Genomic DNA, 17,696 nt, shown 5'->3' with positions numbered 1-17,696 from the left:
TCGGCTGAACCCGAGGGCGGGCAACCCCTTGTGCGCCTCGCGAGCGGTTCCTTCTGGCAGCGGGACCACCGGCTATTTCGTCAGTGCGAGGTGATTGACTATGGCCATGATCACAGGATCGGCGGCGCTGCTGAACCTCGAGGACGCCTACGACGAGGCAACCTGGGACTGGCCCGCGGATCCGTTCGAGGAGGTCCTCGGCCGGGGTGGGGAGTTCAACGATGCCGGGATCGACGAGCACGCCCGTGCGGCCGTCGAAGGTGCTTCGCCGTACGGCCTACTGGGCCGGCTGCTGGACACCGGATCGGGACCTACGGACTCGCCGAGTCTGGCCGTCACGCTCGATCTCCTGCGGGCCACAGACCGGTTGGCCTCCTGGACCGCTGCGCAGCGGGCCCGCCTGGTCGCCCGGGTCCATACCTTCAGCAATCCGGACCACCACTCCTGGTCCGGTCCGGCCTCGTCGCTGGCCTTCACCGAGACGGTCGCCGAGACCGCGGCGCTGCTGAAGCTGTCCGAAGGGTCAGCGGCCCGGCTCGTCTCGGAGTCACTGGCGTTGACCGGCCCGTTGACGGCCACACTGACGGCCTTGGAGAACGGCGAGATCTGCTCGGGGCGAGCATCGGTCATCGTCGAGCAGTCCCGCACCCTTCCGGACGAGGCCGTGGCCGCGTTCGAGAGCGAGATCCTGAGAGTCGCGGGGGATCTGAACCGGCCGAGGCTCACCGCGCGGTGCCGACGGCTGCGGGAGAAGCTCCATCCCGAGACGTTGACCGCCCGCCGGGTGCGAGCGGTGGCCGATCGCTGCGTGGTGTTCGAACCTGACCGCGACGGGATGGCCTGGCTGAGCGCCTACCTGTCGGCAGAGCAGGCTTTGGCCGTCCACACCACGGTGGATGCGGCTGCCCGCACCCTGCGGAGCGTCGACGATCCGCGGACCCTGCCACAACTGCGGGCCGACGTCCTGGCCGACATGCTGCTCGGCGCCGCCGGACCTATCGGCGTGGCACCTGGCTCGGGCGAGTGCTGCCGGTGCGGAAGTGCCGAGGGTGGCCGCGCCGACGGGGCTTGTGCCGGGCACGGAGCGCGCTCTTCCACGGCGAAGATCGTGGTCACCGTCCCGGTGTTCTCGCTGATGGGGCTCAGCGATGAGCCGGGCGAACTCGAGGGCTACGGACCGATCCCGGCCGAGGCCGCCCGCCAGTTGGCCGGGAACGCCACCTCCTGGCTGCGTCTACTCACCCACCCCTATTCGGGTGCCATCCTGAGCCTCGACCGGACGCGGTACCGACCGAGCGAGGACCTACGGACCTGGATTCAGCTCCGGGAGAAGACGTGCAGCTTCTACGGCTGCTCCCGTCCCGCCAGTCGCTGCGATCTCGATCATCTGGTGTCCTGGGCCGACGACGGCTCCACCAGTGCGGACAACCTCTATCCCGTCTGCAAGCGGCACCACATGCTGAAGCACCGAACCGGCTGGACGCCGAGTCCCGATCCCGAGGGCGGACTGGTCTGGCTGTCGCCGGGAGGTCGGACCTATACGACGCCGCCCGAGCCACCGCCGGCCGACTCGCGTTCGTCGGGGACCGCGCGGATCATGAACGATCTCGGGACGGCGATGCGCACCGGGCGGAAGTCCCACGCCGATTCTCCGCCGCCCTTCTGACGAGCGAAGTGACAGGCACGGCGCTCCGGAGCGGATTGAGCAAGCCTCGATGCGAGCTCCCGCGGGTCGAGCGAACAGCGGACGGACGGGCGTGCGGCGGATAGACCGGGGTGCAGGGCGTCCGGGGCGTCCGATCAGGCTGGTGTACATGCACCCAGGACGCTGTCTTCGATGCCCCGGCTCTCCACATCTCCAGCGAGGCCGGCCCCTATCGGCCCGACGCCCTGCCCAGGACGCTACGGGCGTGGCGCAGGATCGGCTCGTCCACCATGCGCCCCTCGAACGCGAACACGCCCCGCTCGTTCTCCGCGGCCGCGAGCAGCGCACGGGCACGCTCCACCTCGGCGTCGTCGGGTGCGAAAGCGGCCCGTATTGCGGCGACCTGGCCGGGGTGAATGCAGGCCTTCGCCGCGAAGCCGGAAGCGGCAGCATCCTCGGCCTCGGCGGAGAGACCTTCGGTGTCGGCGATGTCGACGTAGACGGCGTCGATGCAGCCCACGCCCGCCGCCCCGGCCGCGAGGAGTACCTGCGAGCGCGCCTGGAGTGCCACCGCACGGTAGGTACCGCCCGACGTCCTGCTGGAGGTGCCGCCCAGCGAGGCGACGAGGTCCTCGGCACCCCACATCAGCGCGGTGACGCCGTCGGCACGGGCGATCGCCGTAGCCTCCACGACTCCGCGGGCCGTCTCGACGAGGGCGATGACTTCCACGTCCCCGAGGGCCTTCCGAACCGCGGCGACGTGCTCGGGCGACTCCGTCTTGGCAAGCATGACGGTCCGGTAGCCGGTACGCTGGACGGCCTCGCAGTCGAGCGCGAAGTCCGCAGTGCCCACCGCGTTGAGCCGCACCACAGTGCGCTCGGGGGCGAGCGAGGCCTCGGCGAGCGCCGCCCGCGCGGCTTCCTTGGCCGCGGGCGCGACTGCGTCCTCCAGGTCGAGGATGACGGTGTCCGCGCGGTCGGCGGCCTTGCCATAGCGCTCCGGGCGGTCCGCCGGGCAGAAGAGCAGCGCGGGCCCGAGGGTGAATGCGCTCACGACTGTCCCTCCCGGGTCGCCGTCGAGGACCACATCAGCACGGAGCGGGTCGCTGTCGCCACGACCTCGCCGTGCTGGTTGCGCCCGGTGTGGGCCATGGACACGATGCCCTGGCCGGGGCGCGAGGACGACGGGCGGACGCCGGTGATCTCGGTCTCGGTGTACAGGGTGTCGCCGTGGAAGAGCGGCCGGGGGAAGGCGACGTCGTTGAGCCCCAGCTGCGCCACGATGGTGCCCTGGGTGAGCTGAGTGACCGACTGGCCGACGAGCGTCGCCAGGGTGAGCATGGAGTTCACGAGACGTTGCCCGAAGGGCTGCCCGGCGGACCAGGCGGCGTCGAGGTGCAGGGCCTGGGTGTTCATCGTCAGGGTGGTGAACAGGACGTTGTCCGCCTCCGTCAGGGTGCGCCCGGGCCGGTGGGCGTACACCGTGCCGACTTCGAGCTCGTCGAAGTACAGTCCGCGTTGCTCGATGACGCGCCCGGTCGGCACGGCGTCACCGCTCACGCGGCGGCTTCCCCGAGTTCGATCCGCAGGGGGGCCCCGGTCGCGGCGATCACGTCCTCGACGGTGACACCGGGCGCGGTCTCGCGCAGCACCAGGGTGCCGCCGTCGTCGGGTTCGACGTCGATCACGGCGAGGTCGGTGACGATCCGGTCCACGCACCCCTTCCCCGTGAGCGGCAGGGTGCAGGAGTCGACGATCTTCGGCCGGCCGGAGCGGTCGACGTGTTCCATCATCACGATGACGCGTTTCGCGCCGAAGACGAGGTCCATGGCGCCGCCCATGCCCTTGACCATCTTGCCGGGGACCATCCAGTTGGCGAGGTCCCCGTTCCGGGCGACCTCCATGGCACCGAGGACGGCGACGTCGACGTGGCCCCCGCGGATCATGCCGAAGGATGCCGCGGAATCAAAGAACGCCGCCCCGGGATTGGCGGTGACGGTCTCCTTCCCCGCGTTGATGAGGTCCGGGTCCACCGCGTCTTCGGCGGGATAGGGGCCGACGCCGAGGATCCCGTTCTCCGAGTGCAGCACCACCTCGACGCCCGCCGGGATGTAGTTGGGGATGAGGGTGGGCATGCCGATGCCGAGGTTGACGTACTGTCCGTTCTCCAGCTCCTGCGCGACCCGGGCGGCGAGTTCGTTGCGGGTAAGTGCCATGGTCATGCTCCTTCGGGGGCGGAAGCGGCGAGCGACACGGTGCGCTTCTCGACGCGTTTCTCGGCGTCGGGCGCGAGGACCACGCGCTGGACGAAGATCCCGGGTGTGTGGATGGAGCCGGGATCGAGCTCGCCGGGTTCGACGAGCTCCTCGACCTCGGCGATGGTGATCCTGCCGGCCTGGGCGCACAGCGGGTTGAAGTTCATCGCGGTGGCATGGAAGACGAGGTTGCCGTGGCAGTCGCCCTTCCACGCATGCACCAGTGCGTAGTCCGGACGGAGGGACTCCTCGAGCACGTAGTCGACGCCGTCGAAGGACCGCACCTCCTTGGGCTTGGATGCGACGGCGACGTTGCCGGCGTCGTCGTACCGCTGGGGCAGGCCACCCTCGCTGACCTGGGTGCCCACACCCGCCGTGGTGTAGAACGCGGGGATGCCCGCACCGCCCGCCCGGAGCTTCTCGGCGAGGGTGCCCTGGGGCGTGAGCTCGACCTCGAGCTCACCCGCGAGGTACTGGCGCGCGAACTCCTTGTTCTCCCCGACGTAGGAGCTGATGGTCCGGCGGATCCGGTGCTCGGACAGCAGGATGCCGAGGCCCCAGTCGTCGACGCCGCAATTGTTGCTCACGGTCTCGAGCTCCGCCGTGCCCTGCGCGTGCAGGGCCCCGATCAGGGCTGCCGGGATGCCGCACAGGCCGAATCCGCCGACGGCGAGTGAGGCACCGTCGGGGATGTCCGCCACGGCCTCTGCCGCACTGCCAACCACCTTGTTGATCACTGCTTCTCCTTACGTCTCGCGGGGCCGCTACTGCGCCCCGGGGGTGCCGGCCGAGAGGCCGAGTTCCCTCGCGATCAGCATGAGCTGGACCTCCGTGGTCCCCTCACCGATCTCGAGGATCTTCGAGTCACGGTAGTGCCTGGACACCACGAACTCGTTGATGAAACCGTAGCCGCCGAAGATCTGTGTCGCATCGCGGGCGTTGTCCATGGCTGCCTCCCCGGCCACGAGCTTCGCGATCGAGGCCTGCGTCTTGAACGGCTTGCCGGCGAGCATGCGCGACGCGGCGTCGTAGTAGGCCAGGCGGGCGGTGTGCGCGCGGACCTGCATGCGAGCGATCTTGAACTGGATGGACTGGTAGGCGCCGATGGTGCTGCCGAAGGCCATCCGCTCCCGGGCATAGCGGATCGACTCCTCCACGCAGCCCTGCGCCGCACCGGTCGCGAGCGCCGCGATGGCGATCCGCCCCTCGTCGAGGATCTGCAGGAAGTTGGCGTAGCCCCGGCCGCGCAGGCCGAGCAGGTTCGCCTCCGGTACGCGGACGTCCCGGAGCGTGAGCGGGTGCGTGTCCGAGGCGTTCCAGCCCACCTTGTTGTAGGCCTTCTCGGCCGTGAAGCCCGGGGTGTCCGAGGGGACGAGGAGAGTGGAGATCTCCTTCTTCACGGAGCCGTCCGGGCGCTCCGAGGTCCCGGTCACGGCGGTGACTGTGACCAGCGAGGTGATGTCGGTGCCCGAGTTCGTGATGAACTCCTTGGTGCCGTTGATCACCCACTCGGGGCCGTCGGCGCCGTCCTCGAGCTTCGCCGTCGTCTTAGTGCCGGAGGCGTCGGAGCCCGCCTCGGACTCGGTGAGGCCGAACCCGCCGAGGGCCGTGCCCGCCGCGAGGGAGGGCAGCCACTGCTGCTTCTGCTCCTCCGTGCCGAACCGGTAGACCGGCATGGCCCCGAGCGACACCCCGGCCTCGAGGGTGATGGCCACGGACTGGTCCACGCGGGCCAGCTGCTCGAGGGCCAGGCACAGCGCGAAGTAGTCGCCGCCCATGCCCCCGTACTCCTCGGGGAACGGCAGGCCGAACAGACCCATGTCCCCCATCTGCTTGACGACCTCGTAGGGGAAGCTGTGCTCGGCGTCGTGCTTCGCGGAGACCGGCGCCACGACCTCGTCCGCGAATTCGCGGACGGTGTCGACGAGGTCCTGGTATTCCTCGCTCAGTTCGAAGTTCATGCTGCGTTCCCTTCCTCTGGGATTGGTACGGGACCGCCCTCCGGGGCGGCCTCGATGGTTGCGACGACCTGCTGCGCCCGGACGAGATCCCCGGGCTTCAGGGACAGGCGGACGACGCCGGACAGTGCGGCGGTGAGCTGGTGCTCCATCTTCATGGCCTCGACCGCAACGAGGACGTCGCCCACCTGCACGGCGGCGCCGTCCTGGACGGCTACGGACACCACGGTCCCCGGCATGGGGCTCCGCACCAGCGGATCGGCCGTTCCTTCCTCGCGGGTGATCCGGGACAGGGCTGCGTCGAGTAGTTCCCGGCGCCCGGGCCGGCGGAGGCGGGCCGACCAGCCGGCCTCGCCCAGCCACACGGTGTCCCCGTGGACGGCGTGCTGCCGGCGCGACCGCACACCGTCGATGGTCACTCCGCCGCCGTCGTGAACCTGGACCGTCAGGGCTGCCTCCGGACCGTCCTCGCCGGACACGGACCACCCGCTGCCCGCACGCAGGAGCCGGACGGTCGCCGTCGTACCGCCGTCGAGTTCGAGCGTCACCGTGCGGGGACGGGCCGCCCCGAGCCGGAAGCCGTCCCCGCGATGCCAGGGCGACCCGGCGGATCCGTGAGGCCCTCCGGGTTCGGCCTCGACGAGCAGCACGGCGGCGAGCGCGATCTCCTCGGCGGTGACGTGCCGGAAGGGCAGGCCCGGGAGCCGGCGCTCGATCAGGGTGGTGTCGAGGCGTGCCGCCCGCACGTCGTCGTCGTTCACCAGCAGGCGGAGGTACTCGATGTTGGTGTCCACGCCCAGCACCACCGTGCCGGCCAGCGCCGCGTCCAGGCGGTCGAGCGCCTGCCCGCGGTCGGCACCCCAGGCGATGACCTTGGCGAGCATCGGATCGTACGACGACGAGACGGTCCCGCCGGGCAGGAGCGAGCTGTCCACGCGGATGCCCTCCCCCGCCGGCTCGGTGAGTGCCAGGATGCTGCCGGTGGACGGCAGGAACCCTGCCTCTGGGTTCTCGGCATACACGCGCGCCTCGACCGCGTGACCGGTCAGGACGACGTCCTCCTGCGCCAGCGGCAGTTCCTCGCCCGCGGCGATGCGGATCTGCCACTCGACGAGGTCGACGCCGGTCACGAGTTCCGTCACCGGGTGCTCGACCTGCAGGCGGGTGTTCATCTCCATGAAGAAGAACTCGTCGGGGGCGGCATCGGACACGAGGAACTCCACCGTCCCGGCTCCCGTGTAGTCGACGCTGCGCGCCGCATTGCAGGCTGCCTCGCCGATCCTCTGGCGCGTGGCCTCGTCCAGCAGGGCCGAGGGAGCCTCCTCGATCACCTTCTGGTGCCGGCGCTGCAGGGAGCACTCGCGCTCGCCGAGGTGGATCACGGTGCCGTGCGAGTCGGCGAGCACCTGCACCTCGATGTGCCGGGGGCGCTCGATGAGACGCTCGAGGAACAGCGTGTCGTCGCCGAAGGCGCGCTCGGCGACACGTCGGGCCGTGGCGAGCGCCTCCGCCAGGTCCTCGGGTCGGTGCACGGCATGCATGCCCTTGCCTCCTCCGCCGGCCGAGGGCTTGATGAGCAGGGGGAAGCCGACGTCGCGGGCGGCGCCGAGGAGGTCGTCGTCGGACAGCCCGGGCTCGGCGATGCCGGGCACCACGGGGACGCCGAAGCCGGCGACGTGGTTCTTCGACCGGATCTTGTCCCCCATGACGTCCAGCGCGTGGACGGAGGGCCCGATGAACACGATGCCCTGCTCCCGCAGTGCATCCGCGAACGCGGCGTTCTCGCTGAGGAACCCGTAGCCGGGGTGGACCGCCCCCGCTCCGGTGCGGCGGCACGCATCGAGCACGGCGGGAATGGACAGGTAGCTCTCCGACGGCGGCGCCCCGCCGATGCGGACGGCGAGGTCCGCTTCGAGGATGTGCCGCGCTCCGGCGTCGGCGTCGCTGTAGACGGCGACCGAGCGGAGGCCGAGCGCACGGACCGTGCGGAGGACGCGGCTCGCGATCTCGCCCCGGTTCGCGACGAGGACGGTATCGAAGGGCCAGTTCGCGGAGCCCGTTGGGGAGGGAGTGTTGGGTGTCATGGGGTCACATCCGGAAGAGGCCGAAGGAGGTGTCGGGCAGGGGCGCGTTGGCACACACGTCGAGCGCGAGGCCGAGGACGGTGCGGGTGTCAGCCGGATCGATCACGCCGTCGTCCCACAGGCGCGCCGTCGAGTAGTAGGGGTTGCCCTGGGCCTCGTACTGGTCGCGGATGGGGGTCCGGAACGCCTCCTCCTCCTCTGGCGACCAGTCCTCACCGCGGGCCTCGAGCTGGTCGCGCCGGACGGTCGCGAGGACCGACGAGGCCTGGTTGCCGCCCATGACGGAGATGCGGCCGGCCGGCCACATCCAGAGGAAGCGCGGGGAAAAGGCACGTCCGCACATGGAGTAGTTGCCGGCGCCGAAGGACCCGCCGACGACGACGGTCAGCTTCGGGACCCGGCACGTGGCGACGGCGGTGACCATCTTGGCTCCGTTCTTCGCGATGCCGCCCGCCTCGTAGTCCTTCCCGACCATGAACCCCGACAGGTTCTGCAGGAAGACCAGGGGAACCCCCCGCTGATCGCAGAGCTCGATGAAGTGGGCTCCCTTGAGGGCGGACTCGCTGAACAGGACGCCGTTGTTGGCGACGATCCCGACGCGGTGGCCGTGGATCGTCGCGAAGCCCGTGACGAGCGTGGTGCCGTACTCGCGCTTGAACTCGTGGAAGAGCGAGCCGTCGACGATCCGGGCGATGATCTCCCGCGCGTCGTAGGAGGCGTTGACGTCCGTCGGTACCGCTCCGTACAGCTCGTCCTGCGGAACCACCGGCTCGAGGACCGGCAGTTCGGGGACCGAGGACCCGTACGGGTCGGCCGGGACGGGCGGCGGAAGCGTCGCGATGATGTCCCGCACGATCTCCAGTGCGTGCTGGTCGTTCTCTGCGAGGTGGTCGGTGACCCCGGACACGCGGGAGTGCACGTCGCCGCCGCCGAGTTCCTCGGCCGTGACCACTTCGCCGATCGCGGCCTTCACGAGCGGGGGCCCGCCGAGGAAGATGGTGCCCTGGTTGCGGACGATCACGGTCTCGTCGCTCATGGCCGGCACGTAGGCGCCGCCTGCGGTGCAGCTACCCAGGACGGCTGCGATCTGAGGGATCTTGCGGGCCGACATGGTGGCCTGGTTGTAAAAGATCCGGCCGAAGTGGTTGCGGTCCGGGAAGACCTCGTCCTGGCGCGGCAGGAAGGCGCCGCCGGAATCGACGAGGTAGACGCACGGCAGGTTGTTCTCAAGGGCGATCTCCTGGGCCCGCAGGTGTTTCTTGACCGTCATCGGGTAGTACGTCCCGCCCTTGACGGTGGCGTCGTTGGAGATCACGAGCACGTGGCGCCCGTGGACCAGGCCGATACCGGCGATCACGCCGGCACCGGGGCATTCGTCGTCGTACATGCCGTCCGCCGCCAGCGGTGCGATCTCCAGGAAGGGGCTGCCGTCGTCGAGGAGCTGGTCGATGCGCTCGCGCGGCAGAAGCTTGCCGCGCGCGACATGGCGCTCCCGGGAACGTTCCGGTCCGCCCAGCGCCGCCGTGGCGAGGCGGCGCCGCAGGTCCCCCACGAGATCGGCCTGGGCCGCGGAATTCGCCGCGAACGCCGCTGAGAGCGGATCGACCTTCGAAGCCAGAGTCTCCATCGACTACTTCCTCGCACACTGTTCAGTTAGCAGGCGCTAACCCGATTCAGGTTAGTGGTCATTAACCTGCCTGTCCATCAGAATGATGGGACAACTCCCCCGCGGACGACAAGGACCTGCATGGAGGCACTGCCCACCGAAGACCGCGTGACAGGCCGCAGCATCGCGAAGGCCACCCGGCGCGCGGCGCTCCTCGACGCCGCGGCGCACCTGTTCGCCGACCGCGGCTACAACGGGGTGTCCATCGAGGACCTCGGCGCCGCCGCGGGAGTGAGCGGGCCGGCGGTCTACCGGCACTTCCCCGGCAAGCCGTCGGTACTCTCCGCCCTGCTCACCGGTGTCAGCGAGGACCTGCTGGAGGGTGGGCGGGCAGTCGCCGACGGCGCGTCCTCCCCGGAGGAGGCGCTCCGGGGGCTGATCCGTTTCCAGGTGGCGTTCGCCCTGACCAACGCCGACGTCATCCGCGTGCAGGACCGGGACCTCGGCTCACTGGCGCACGACGACGAACGCACGGTCCGCTCCCTGCAGCGGAGCTACGTGCAGGTATGGGTGGACCAGCTCGCCGACTACCTCCCGGACACCGACCGCTCGCTGCTGCGACGCAAGGTCCACGCCGTGTTCGGGCTGATCAACTCCACCCCCCACACCGCGCACGGCACGACTTCCGGGCGTGAGCTCGGTGCGTTGCGGGACCTGCTGCAGGACATGGCGTGGGCCGCCCTGACCGTATGACGCCGGAATCGGGCCCCCGCCGGCCATGCGCAGTCGCCTAGTACGCTGAAGCAAGAGAAGTACCGGCCGCGCTGTCCGCCCGGCCACTCCACCGACTGAAAGTACCGCTGTGATCACGCTACGTCCCGTTGAAGCCTCCGACATCGACGCCTTCTTCTCGCACCAGCTGGACCCCAGCGCCAACCACATGGCGGCCTTCGGTGCCAAGAACCCCTCGGATCGGGGCGTCTTCGACCACCACTGGCAGGACATCCTGAACGACAGCAAGATCACGGTGCGCACCATCCTCTCGGACGGCGAGGTGGTGGGCAGCATCCTCGCCTACCACCACGACGCGACCCCGGAGATCAGCTACTGGATCGACCGCTCCCGCTGGGGACAGGGCATCACCACCGCCGCCGTCGGCCAGTTCCTCAACGAGGTGACCCAGCGGCCCATCCGCGCCCGGGCCGTGGCTGACAATGCGAGTTCCATCCGGATCCTCGAGCGCTGGGGCTTCCAGCAGGTCGGCGAGACGCAGGGCTTCGCGCCGGCGCGCGGCGCCGTCGTGCGGGAACTCATCCTCGAACTGCCGTAGCCTTCCGCCGAGCGCTCCGTGGTGGTCGCCCCGGCGGCGGGGGCGCCCAGCTGGACCATCCGCCCAGCTGGGCCATCCGTAGGGCTAGACCATCGTCAGGACCATCGCCGGGTTCCGGAGGATCGCGCCGACGTCGGCCAGGAACCGGGATCCCTGCTCGCCGTCGACGAGCCGGTGGTCGAAGGACAGGCTGAGTGTCAGGACCGACCTCAGCGCGATGGTGCCCTGGTACTCCCACGGCATGCTGCGGACCGCACCTACGGCCAGGATCGCCGCTTCGCCCGGGTTCAGGATCGGTGTGCCGGCGTCGATGCCGAACACTCCGATGTTGGTGATCGAGACCGTTCCGCCAGCGAGGTCGGCCGGCGGAGTCCTGCCCGCCCGGGCCGTCTCCGTCAGCGTCCCGATCGCCCGAGCGAGGTCCACCAGCGTCAGGGCCTGCGCGGCCTTTATGTTCGGCACGAGCAGGCCTCGCGGTGTAGCGGCGGCGATACCGAGGTTCACGTCCGCGTACTGCACGATCTCCTGGGCAGCCTCGTCCCACGACGAGTTGAGGGTGGGATTGCGGGCGATAGCGATGCACACCGCTTTCGCCACGATGGTCAGGGGCGTCACCTTCGTGCCCTCGAAGGTCCGGGCGGCCTTCAGCTCGGCCAGCAGGTCCATGGTGGGTGTGACGTCGATGGTGAAGAACTCCGTCACGTGCGGCGCTGTGAACGCGCTCGCCACCATGGCGGCCGCGGTGTGCTTGCGCATCCCCCGAATCGGCGTCCGGGTCTCCCCCGCTGAGGCATGCGCGGATGCAGTGCCGGTTGACGGCGCCGGCGCGGCGGCCGACGGCGTTGTCGGTGCGGCGTCGGGTGCTGCTGGTGCTTCGCTCGGTGGTACGGGACTTCCCGCGGTTCCCGCGAGCGCGGCCAGGACGTCGTCCCGCGTGATGAGGGCTCCGGGGCCGGTGCCGGTCAGGGCGTCGAGGGTGATCCCGAGGTCGCGGGCGAGCTTCCGCACCGGCGGTGTGGATCGCGGCCGGTCCCCGCTCTGGGCATTTCGCGGAACCATAGGCGCCATAGGCGACGCGGGCGGTGCAACAGGGCCTGCCGGTGCAGGCGACGCAGGTGACGCAACCGGTGCAGGCAATGTGGTCAACGCAGGCGGTGCAGCCGGTGCAGGCGGTGCAGCCGGTGCAGGCGGTGCTGGCGCCGTAGCCAATGCAGTCGGTGCAGCCGGTGTCACCGGGCCTGCGGGCTGCACTGCCGCGCTCGCCAGCGGTGTTGCGGGTACCGGGGCCACAGGTACCGGCGCTGCGGGTACGGGCGTCGCAGGTCCGGAGGGCGCCGGCGCTGCGGACTGGAACGTGCGGCTCCGGCGCTGCGGACGCCCGCCCTTCTCGACGGCCGCACCGTACCCCACGAGGTTGGGCTCCCGCTTCGTGGGGGCTTCGTCGCTCACCGGCGCGGACGCGATCGCGGAACCGGTAGCTGAACCGGTCGTGGAACCGGTCGCGGAACCGGTCGCTGAAGCCGGCGGGTACGGAGAGGAGGAACCCGACGGCTGGGCCTGGGTCACCGGGGTGTCATCATTGGCCGCCACCTCGAAGGAGACGATCGGCGATCCGACGTCGACGACGGTCCCTGCGGCCTCGTGCAGGCGCACCACGACACCGGAGTATGGCGACGGTAGTTCTACGACGGCCTTGGCGGTCTCGACATCGGCGATGATCTGGTTCAGCTCCACGGTGTCGCCCTCGACGACGTGCCACTGGAGGATCTCCGATTCGGTCAGGCCCTCGCCGAGATCCGGAAGCCGGAACTCCCTGATCCGGCTTCCCGGTCCCGGTGCCGCCGTTCCCGGTGCTGTTCCCGGTGCTGTCTCTGGTGCCGCCGTCACTGTGCCGGTCCTTCCATGTCCAGTCCGCTCAAAGAGTTCGGCCGGCGCAGCACGCGGTCCACGCCGTCGAGGATGCGGTCGAGGTCCGGCAGGTGGTGGAACTCGAGCTTGGAGTAGGGATAGGGGATGTCGAAGCCCGTGACACGGACGGGAGCGTGCTCGAGGTAGTCGAAGCACCGCTCCGTGATGCTGGCGGCGATCTCCGCGCCGAGCCCACCCGACCGGGCGGCCTCGTGCGTGACGACCAACCGGCCCGTCTTCCGCACCGAGGCCTCCACCGTGGGGAAATCGATCGGCGCGAGCGAACGCAGGTCGATGACCTCGATCGAGATGCCGTCGTCGGACGCTGCGATGGCAGCGTCGCGTGCCGTCGGCACAAGGGGCCCGTAGGTGACCAGCGTGACGTCCCTTCCCTCGGTGACCACACGGGCGGAACCCATGTCCGACGCCGACAGGTCTTCGGCCTCGTCGACCTCGCCCTTGACGTGGTAGCGGCGCTTGGGCTCGAAGTACAGCACCGGGTCGTCACTGGCGACGGCCTGCTGGATCATCGAATAGGCATCCTGCGGGTTGGAGGGACTGACCACGCGCAGGCCCGACGTGTGCGTGAAGTAGGCCTCCGGCGACTCCGAGTGGTGCTCCGGGGAACCGATGCCGCCGCCGAAGGGCACGCGGATGGTGATCGGCATCCTCACCGCGCCCCGCGTCCGGTAGTGCAGCTTGGCCACCTGGCTCACGATCTGATCGAATGCCGGGTAGATGAAACCGTCGAACTGGATCTCGACGACAGGGCGGTAGCCCCGGTACGCCATGCCCACGGCCGTGCCCATGATGCCCGCCTCGGCGAGCGGGGTGTCCATCACGCGGTGCGCCCCGAAGTCCTTCTGCAGTCCGTCGGTGATGCGGAAGACGCCGCCGAGCCTGCCGATGTCCTCGCCCAGGAGGACCACCTTGGGATCGTCGTCCATGGCGCGTCGCAGGCCCGCGTTGATCGCGCGACCGAAGGTCATGGTGGACATCAGCGGTGTCCTTCCTGTGCTGGCTGGTCGAAGGAGGAGAGGTAGCGCTCGTAGTGGTCCTGCTGGCGCTCGAGTTCCGAGTGCGGTGCGCTGTAGACGTGGCGGAAGACGTCCGAGGGCGCCGGCTCGGGCATCGAGAGGCAGCCCTCGCGCAGTTCCGCGGCGACGGCGTCGGCCCTGGCCTTCACCGCATCCGTGTAGTCGGCCTCGAGGAGGCCGAGGGAGTCGAGCAGGGTGGCGAGCCGTGCCAGCGGATCGCGGGCCGCCCAGTCCTCGAGTTCGTTCGGGTCGCGGTAGCGCGTGGGGTCGTCCGCCGTCGTGTGGGGGCCCATGCGGTAGGTGACGGCCTCGATGAAGGTGGGGCCGCCGCCGGAGCGCGCCCGGGCGAGGGCCTCCCGCGTGACGGCGAGGCACGCGAGGACGTCGTTGCCATCGACCCGTACGGACGGGATGCCGAAGCCCGGCGCCCGGCGCGCGATCGGCACGTGTGCCTGCAGGCCCACCGGCTCGGAGATGGCCCAGTGGTTGTTCTGGCAGAAGAAGACGACGGGCGCCTGGTAGCTCGCGGCGAAGACCATCGCCTCGTTGACGTCGCCCTGGCTCGTGGCTCCGTCCCCGAAGTAGGTCACCGCAACCGAGTCCGCACCGTCGTTGATGATGCCCATCGCGTAGCCCGTGGCGTGGAGGGTCTGGGCGCCGATGATCACCTGGGGCGTCGCCATGTTGATCGTGTAGGGGTCCCACCCCGAGGAGGCGTTGCCGCGCCAGACGCGCAGGATGTCCGCGAGGTCCACTCCCCGGCAGTAGGCGACGGCGTTCTCGCGATAGCTGGAGAAGACGAAGTCGTCGGATCGCAGGGCGCGGCCGGAGCCGATCTGAGCGGCTTCCTGCCCGAGGAGCGGCGGCCAGAGTGCCAGCTCGCCCTGGCGTTGCAGCGCGGTGGCTTCGGCATCGATGCGCCGCACCACCACCATGTCCTCGTAGAGCTTCTGGAGGGCGGCGCCGTCGACGTCGGCCACGAGAGGGTCGTAGTGTCCGTGCGGGTGGCGGACCCCGGAGGGGTCGATGAGCTGGACGGGCTCATCCGCGCCGGGGCGGGCGGGGCCGGGGAGGACCAGCCCGCTCGCCGGTCCGGCGTCGTCGTCTCCACCGGTGAATCCCGATCCTGGCCGGGCGCCGTCCTGGGTCATCGCACGCAACCTTCACACTCGCAGGCACCCTCCGCGGGCGACCCGTGAGGAGGGGCTCCGGGCGCCTTTGCCCGGAGTGATTGTGACCCTACTCACGCCGAACAGGTGGCACAACCGTTTTGTCCCTGGCTGAGCACTATGCACTATTCGGCCCCTTCAGGCCGTGTTAGCGTTGCGCACTATGCAACCCCTCGACCTCACCGACACGCGGCTGCTGCAAGCCCTGGCCAAGGACCCCCGCCGCACGGTGGTCGCCCTCGCGCAGAAGCTGGGGCTGTCACGGAACACGGTCCAGGCGAGGATGGCCCAGCTCGAGAAGAAGGCAGTCTTCCTCTCCTTCGAGCGGCGCATCAACACCGTCTCGCTCGGTTACCCACTGACCGCCTTCATCCACGTCCACGTGCAGCAGCAGAAGCTGGCGTCCATCACGCACAGTATCGCCGCCGTCCCCGAGGTCATCGAGGCGTTCGGGTTGACGGGGCAGGCCGACATCCTGGTCCGCGTGGTCGCCGTCGACGCCGAGGACCTCTTCCGGATCAACGGCAAGATCCTCGCGTGCGACGGCGTGGAGCGCTGCGACACCTCACTCGCCATGGGCGAGCTCATCCCCTTCCGCGTCGAGCCGCTGCTCGCGCGCGGGCCGCGCACGGCGCCCTGACCTCCCGGCCAGGACGCCGCACCGGTCAGCGGCCGCTTCGCGTGTAGGACAGGCCGAATCCGGCCGGGAACAGCGGGTTGGCGGTGTCGTTCGGCACGTCGGGCAGCTGGGCCTCGACCTCGGCCATCGACGACGGCAGCTCGAACGGCAGGCGCCCGCCCGGCTCCCCCTTGCCGCGCAGCACGTCCAGCAGCACGCTGTCCGACACCCCGTAGTCGGCAAGGACCGCATCCGCGTGCTCGACGACGTTGCCGAGGATCAGCGGCCGTGCGAGGTTCGGGACGGCGACCGTCGGAACGCCGGCGTCCGACGCCGCGAGCAGCGCCTGGTAGCCCGGCTCGTCACCGCTGAAGTCGAGGTCCGTCAGGTCGGCCCCGCCACGCGGGTCGGCGAGCCGGACGACGGCGAGGTCCGCCTCGGCGGGCGTGGCCACAGGGGTGAAGCCCGCGTCGCGCGCGGCGTCGGCGTCGATCCCGGAGAGGAAGACCTTCCGGACGTCCCTGCGGGACACCGGCAGGACGCCGTCGTTGCTCAGCAGCGTCAGCGACGCAGCCTGCGCCGCGTCACCGGCCTTCGCCGACTTGGTGCTGCCGACGATCCGCTCCGCAGCGCTTCCGTCGACGTAGGGGTTCTCGAAGAGTCCCAGCTCGAACTTCTGCTGGAGGACGCGCCGGGCCGCCTCGTCCACGCGCTCCTCGCCGAGCAGCCCCTGGCTTACCGCCTCGAGGATGTACTGCGGCTTGTCGCTGCCGCCGATGATGTCGACGCCCGCGTTCACCGCACTCGCGTAGCGCTCGGCCAGCGTCAGGTCCTCGACGCCCCAGGGCATGCCCGCTCCGTGTGCTCCGACGAAGGACAGCGGCGGACGGAGTGCCAGGCAGGACGCCGGGCAGTCGTTGGCGATGCCCCAGTCCGACGTGATGACGCCGTCGAACCCGTACTCCCCGCGCAGCACGTCCTGCAGGAGGTACTCGTTGTGGTTCGCGCCCACCTGCTCCACGGCCGTCCCGTCGCGCTCCAGGTCCTGCAGGATCGAGTAGGTCGGCATGATGCCCGAGGCCCCGGCGGCGAAGGCGCCCTCGTAGGGGGTCAGGTGCTCCTCGAAGTTGTTGCCGGGGAACGCCGCGTACCGGCCGTAGTAGTAGTGGCTGTCGTAGCCGTTGACCTGGGCGCCGTAGCCCACCCAGTGCTTCACGACCGTGGCGACGCTGTCCGGGGTGAGACCGTCCGATCCGCCCTGCATCCCCTCGACATAGGCCTGGACGTGCTCGCGCACCTCCTCGCCCGTGGCACCGAACGTCCCGTTGATACGGGTCCACCGCGGCTCGGTGGCGAGGTCCGCCTGCGGGGACAGTGCCTCGTGGATACCGACTGCGCGGTACTCCCTGCGGATGATGTCGGCCATGGCTTTGGTCGTCTCCGGATCGTCCACCGCGCCCATCCCAATCGGGTCGGGGAAGGGCGTGAAGTCGCCGTTCGAGACGGTCTGCCCCTCTGTCACGGTGAAGCCGTTGCGCGGGTCGGTGCTGATCTTCAGGGGGATGCCGAAGGGCTGCTGCTCCGCGAGCGCCTGAAGGTCGTTGTGCTCGCTCGCGAGGGTTCCCGCCCCGACCCCGAGCCGGGAGATGAACGTGGTGATGTGGCGTTCCGTGAGGAGCCGGGAGAACGCCGCGCGGTCGTAGGTGCCCTTGCCCGTCAGGGAGGCGTGCATGAGCTGCCCGGCCTTCTCCTCGAGGGAGAGCCTTGCGACGAGGTCCTTCGCGCGTTCCTCCGGGGTGAGGCGCCAGTCCTCGTACGGGGTCAGCGTCCCGTTCCCGTCGAGGTCGCGAAAGGACCGGCCGTCCACCGTGATGATCGCCGCGGACCTGCTGTCCAGTGCCGGCTGGCGGACCTTCTGCTGGGGAGCTGCGCTGGCCGCCGACCCTGAGGCGAGGATCGTCGCCAGCAGTGCACCGGCCGTGACGGCGGCGACGGGACCCCGACGCCTGCCTGCTGCGCTCTTGCGCGGGGCCGCACCGCGGCTCGTTCCCGCGTCCGGATTCTTGCCCATGATTACTCCTTCGT

Annotated in this window: 15 protein-coding genes; 4 read left to right on the top strand and 11 right to left on the bottom strand. The window is 70.1% G+C overall.

What is annotated here, in order from left to right; translation table 11 throughout:
* The first annotated feature begins 106 nt into the window (after window positions 1–106).
* Window positions 107–1,666, top strand: coding sequence for an HNH endonuclease signature motif containing protein (locus tag P5G52_RS17755; protein ID WP_301229980.1), 1,560 nt, complete (start codon window positions 107–109; stop codon window positions 1,664–1,666).
* 208 nt (window positions 1,667–1,874) lie between these two features.
* Here the strand turns inward: P5G52_RS17755 and P5G52_RS17750 are convergent, their stop codons facing one another.
* From P5G52_RS17750 to P5G52_RS17720, 7 genes are read right to left on the bottom strand one after another with little or no spacing between them, the layout of a single operon-like run.
* Window positions 1,875–2,699 (bottom strand): HpcH/HpaI aldolase/citrate lyase family protein, encoded by an 825-nt coding sequence (locus P5G52_RS17750; RefSeq protein ID WP_301229978.1) that lies wholly within the window; start codon window positions 2,697–2,699, stop codon window positions 1,875–1,877.
* Window positions 2,696–3,205, bottom strand: a complete 510-nt coding sequence (locus tag P5G52_RS17745; RefSeq protein WP_301229976.1) for a MaoC family dehydratase — start codon at window positions 3,203–3,205, stop codon at window positions 2,696–2,698. Before P5G52_RS17745 ends, P5G52_RS17750 begins: the two co-directional genes overlap by 4 nt.
* A complete protein-coding gene (locus P5G52_RS17740; RefSeq protein ID WP_301230221.1) occupies window positions 3,202–3,861 on the bottom strand; it encodes a CoA transferase subunit B in 660 nt (219 codons plus the stop codon). The genes P5G52_RS17745 and P5G52_RS17740 overlap by 4 nt, the downstream gene beginning before the upstream one ends.
* Window positions 3,862–3,863: 2 nt before the next feature.
* A complete protein-coding gene (locus P5G52_RS17735; RefSeq protein ID WP_301229974.1) occupies window positions 3,864–4,637 on the bottom strand; it encodes a CoA transferase subunit A in 774 nt (257 codons plus the stop codon).
* A 27-nt stretch (window positions 4,638–4,664) separates the two neighbouring features.
* Entirely contained in the window at window positions 4,665–5,861 is a 1,197-nt protein-coding gene (locus P5G52_RS17730) for an acyl-CoA dehydrogenase family protein (protein ID WP_301229972.1), read from the bottom strand.
* Window positions 5,858–7,942 (bottom strand): acetyl/propionyl/methylcrotonyl-CoA carboxylase subunit alpha, encoded by a 2,085-nt coding sequence (locus P5G52_RS17725; RefSeq protein ID WP_301229970.1) that lies wholly within the window; start codon window positions 7,940–7,942, stop codon window positions 5,858–5,860. Before P5G52_RS17725 ends, P5G52_RS17730 begins: the two co-directional genes overlap by 4 nt.
* A gap of 4 nt (window positions 7,943–7,946) precedes the next feature.
* Entirely contained in the window at window positions 7,947–9,569 is a 1,623-nt protein-coding gene (locus P5G52_RS17720) for a carboxyl transferase domain-containing protein (RefSeq protein ID WP_301229968.1), read from the bottom strand.
* Window positions 9,570–9,689: 120 nt separating this feature from the next.
* Here P5G52_RS17720 and P5G52_RS17715 point away from each other — a divergent pair, with 120 nt between their 5' ends.
* Both P5G52_RS17715 and P5G52_RS17710 read left to right on the top strand, forming a co-directional pair.
* Complete coding sequence (locus tag P5G52_RS17715) at window positions 9,690–10,301, top strand: TetR/AcrR family transcriptional regulator (protein WP_301229966.1); 612 nt, start codon at window positions 9,690–9,692, stop codon at window positions 10,299–10,301.
* 109 nt (window positions 10,302–10,410) lie between these two features.
* Window positions 10,411–10,878, top strand: a complete 468-nt coding sequence (locus P5G52_RS17710) for a GNAT family N-acetyltransferase (protein WP_301229964.1) — start codon at window positions 10,411–10,413, stop codon at window positions 10,876–10,878.
* Window positions 10,879–10,962: 84 nt separating this feature from the next.
* On the opposite strand, the gene P5G52_RS17705 is transcribed toward P5G52_RS17710, so the two are convergent.
* The 3 genes from P5G52_RS17705 to pdhA are packed head-to-tail and all read right to left on the bottom strand — an operon-like array spanning window position 10,963 to window position 14,974.
* A complete protein-coding gene (locus tag P5G52_RS17705) occupies window positions 10,963–12,765 on the bottom strand; it encodes a dihydrolipoamide acetyltransferase family protein (RefSeq protein WP_301229962.1) in 1,803 nt (600 codons plus the stop codon).
* A complete protein-coding gene (locus P5G52_RS17700) occupies window positions 12,762–13,784 on the bottom strand; it encodes an alpha-ketoacid dehydrogenase subunit beta (protein ID WP_301229960.1) in 1,023 nt (340 codons plus the stop codon). The genes P5G52_RS17705 and P5G52_RS17700 overlap by 4 nt, the downstream gene beginning before the upstream one ends.
* Window positions 13,784–14,974: a pyruvate dehydrogenase (acetyl-transferring) E1 component subunit alpha gene (pdhA, locus tag P5G52_RS17695; protein ID WP_301229957.1), complete on the bottom strand. Its 1,191-nt coding sequence runs from the start codon at window positions 14,972–14,974 to the stop codon at window positions 13,784–13,786. Before pdhA ends, P5G52_RS17700 begins: the two co-directional genes overlap by 1 nt.
* A 181-nt stretch (window positions 14,975–15,155) precedes the next feature.
* Here pdhA and P5G52_RS17690 point away from each other — a divergent pair, with 181 nt between their 5' ends.
* Window positions 15,156–15,632, top strand: coding sequence for an Lrp/AsnC family transcriptional regulator (locus P5G52_RS17690; RefSeq protein ID WP_301229955.1), 477 nt, complete (start codon window positions 15,156–15,158; stop codon window positions 15,630–15,632).
* A 25-nt stretch (window positions 15,633–15,657) separates the two neighbouring features.
* On the opposite strand, the gene P5G52_RS17685 is transcribed toward P5G52_RS17690, so the two are convergent.
* Window positions 15,658–17,682 (bottom strand): glycoside hydrolase family 3 protein, encoded by a 2,025-nt coding sequence (locus P5G52_RS17685; protein WP_301229953.1) that lies wholly within the window; start codon window positions 17,680–17,682, stop codon window positions 15,658–15,660.
* Between the last annotated feature and the right edge of the window lie 14 nt (window positions 17,683–17,696).

The organism is Arthrobacter burdickii, assembly GCF_030433645.1.
In the GTDB taxonomy this organism is placed as follows: domain Bacteria; phylum Actinomycetota; class Actinomycetes; order Actinomycetales; family Micrococcaceae; genus Arthrobacter_D; species Arthrobacter_D burdickii.
This window is presented reverse-complemented; position numbering and strand designations above follow the sequence as displayed.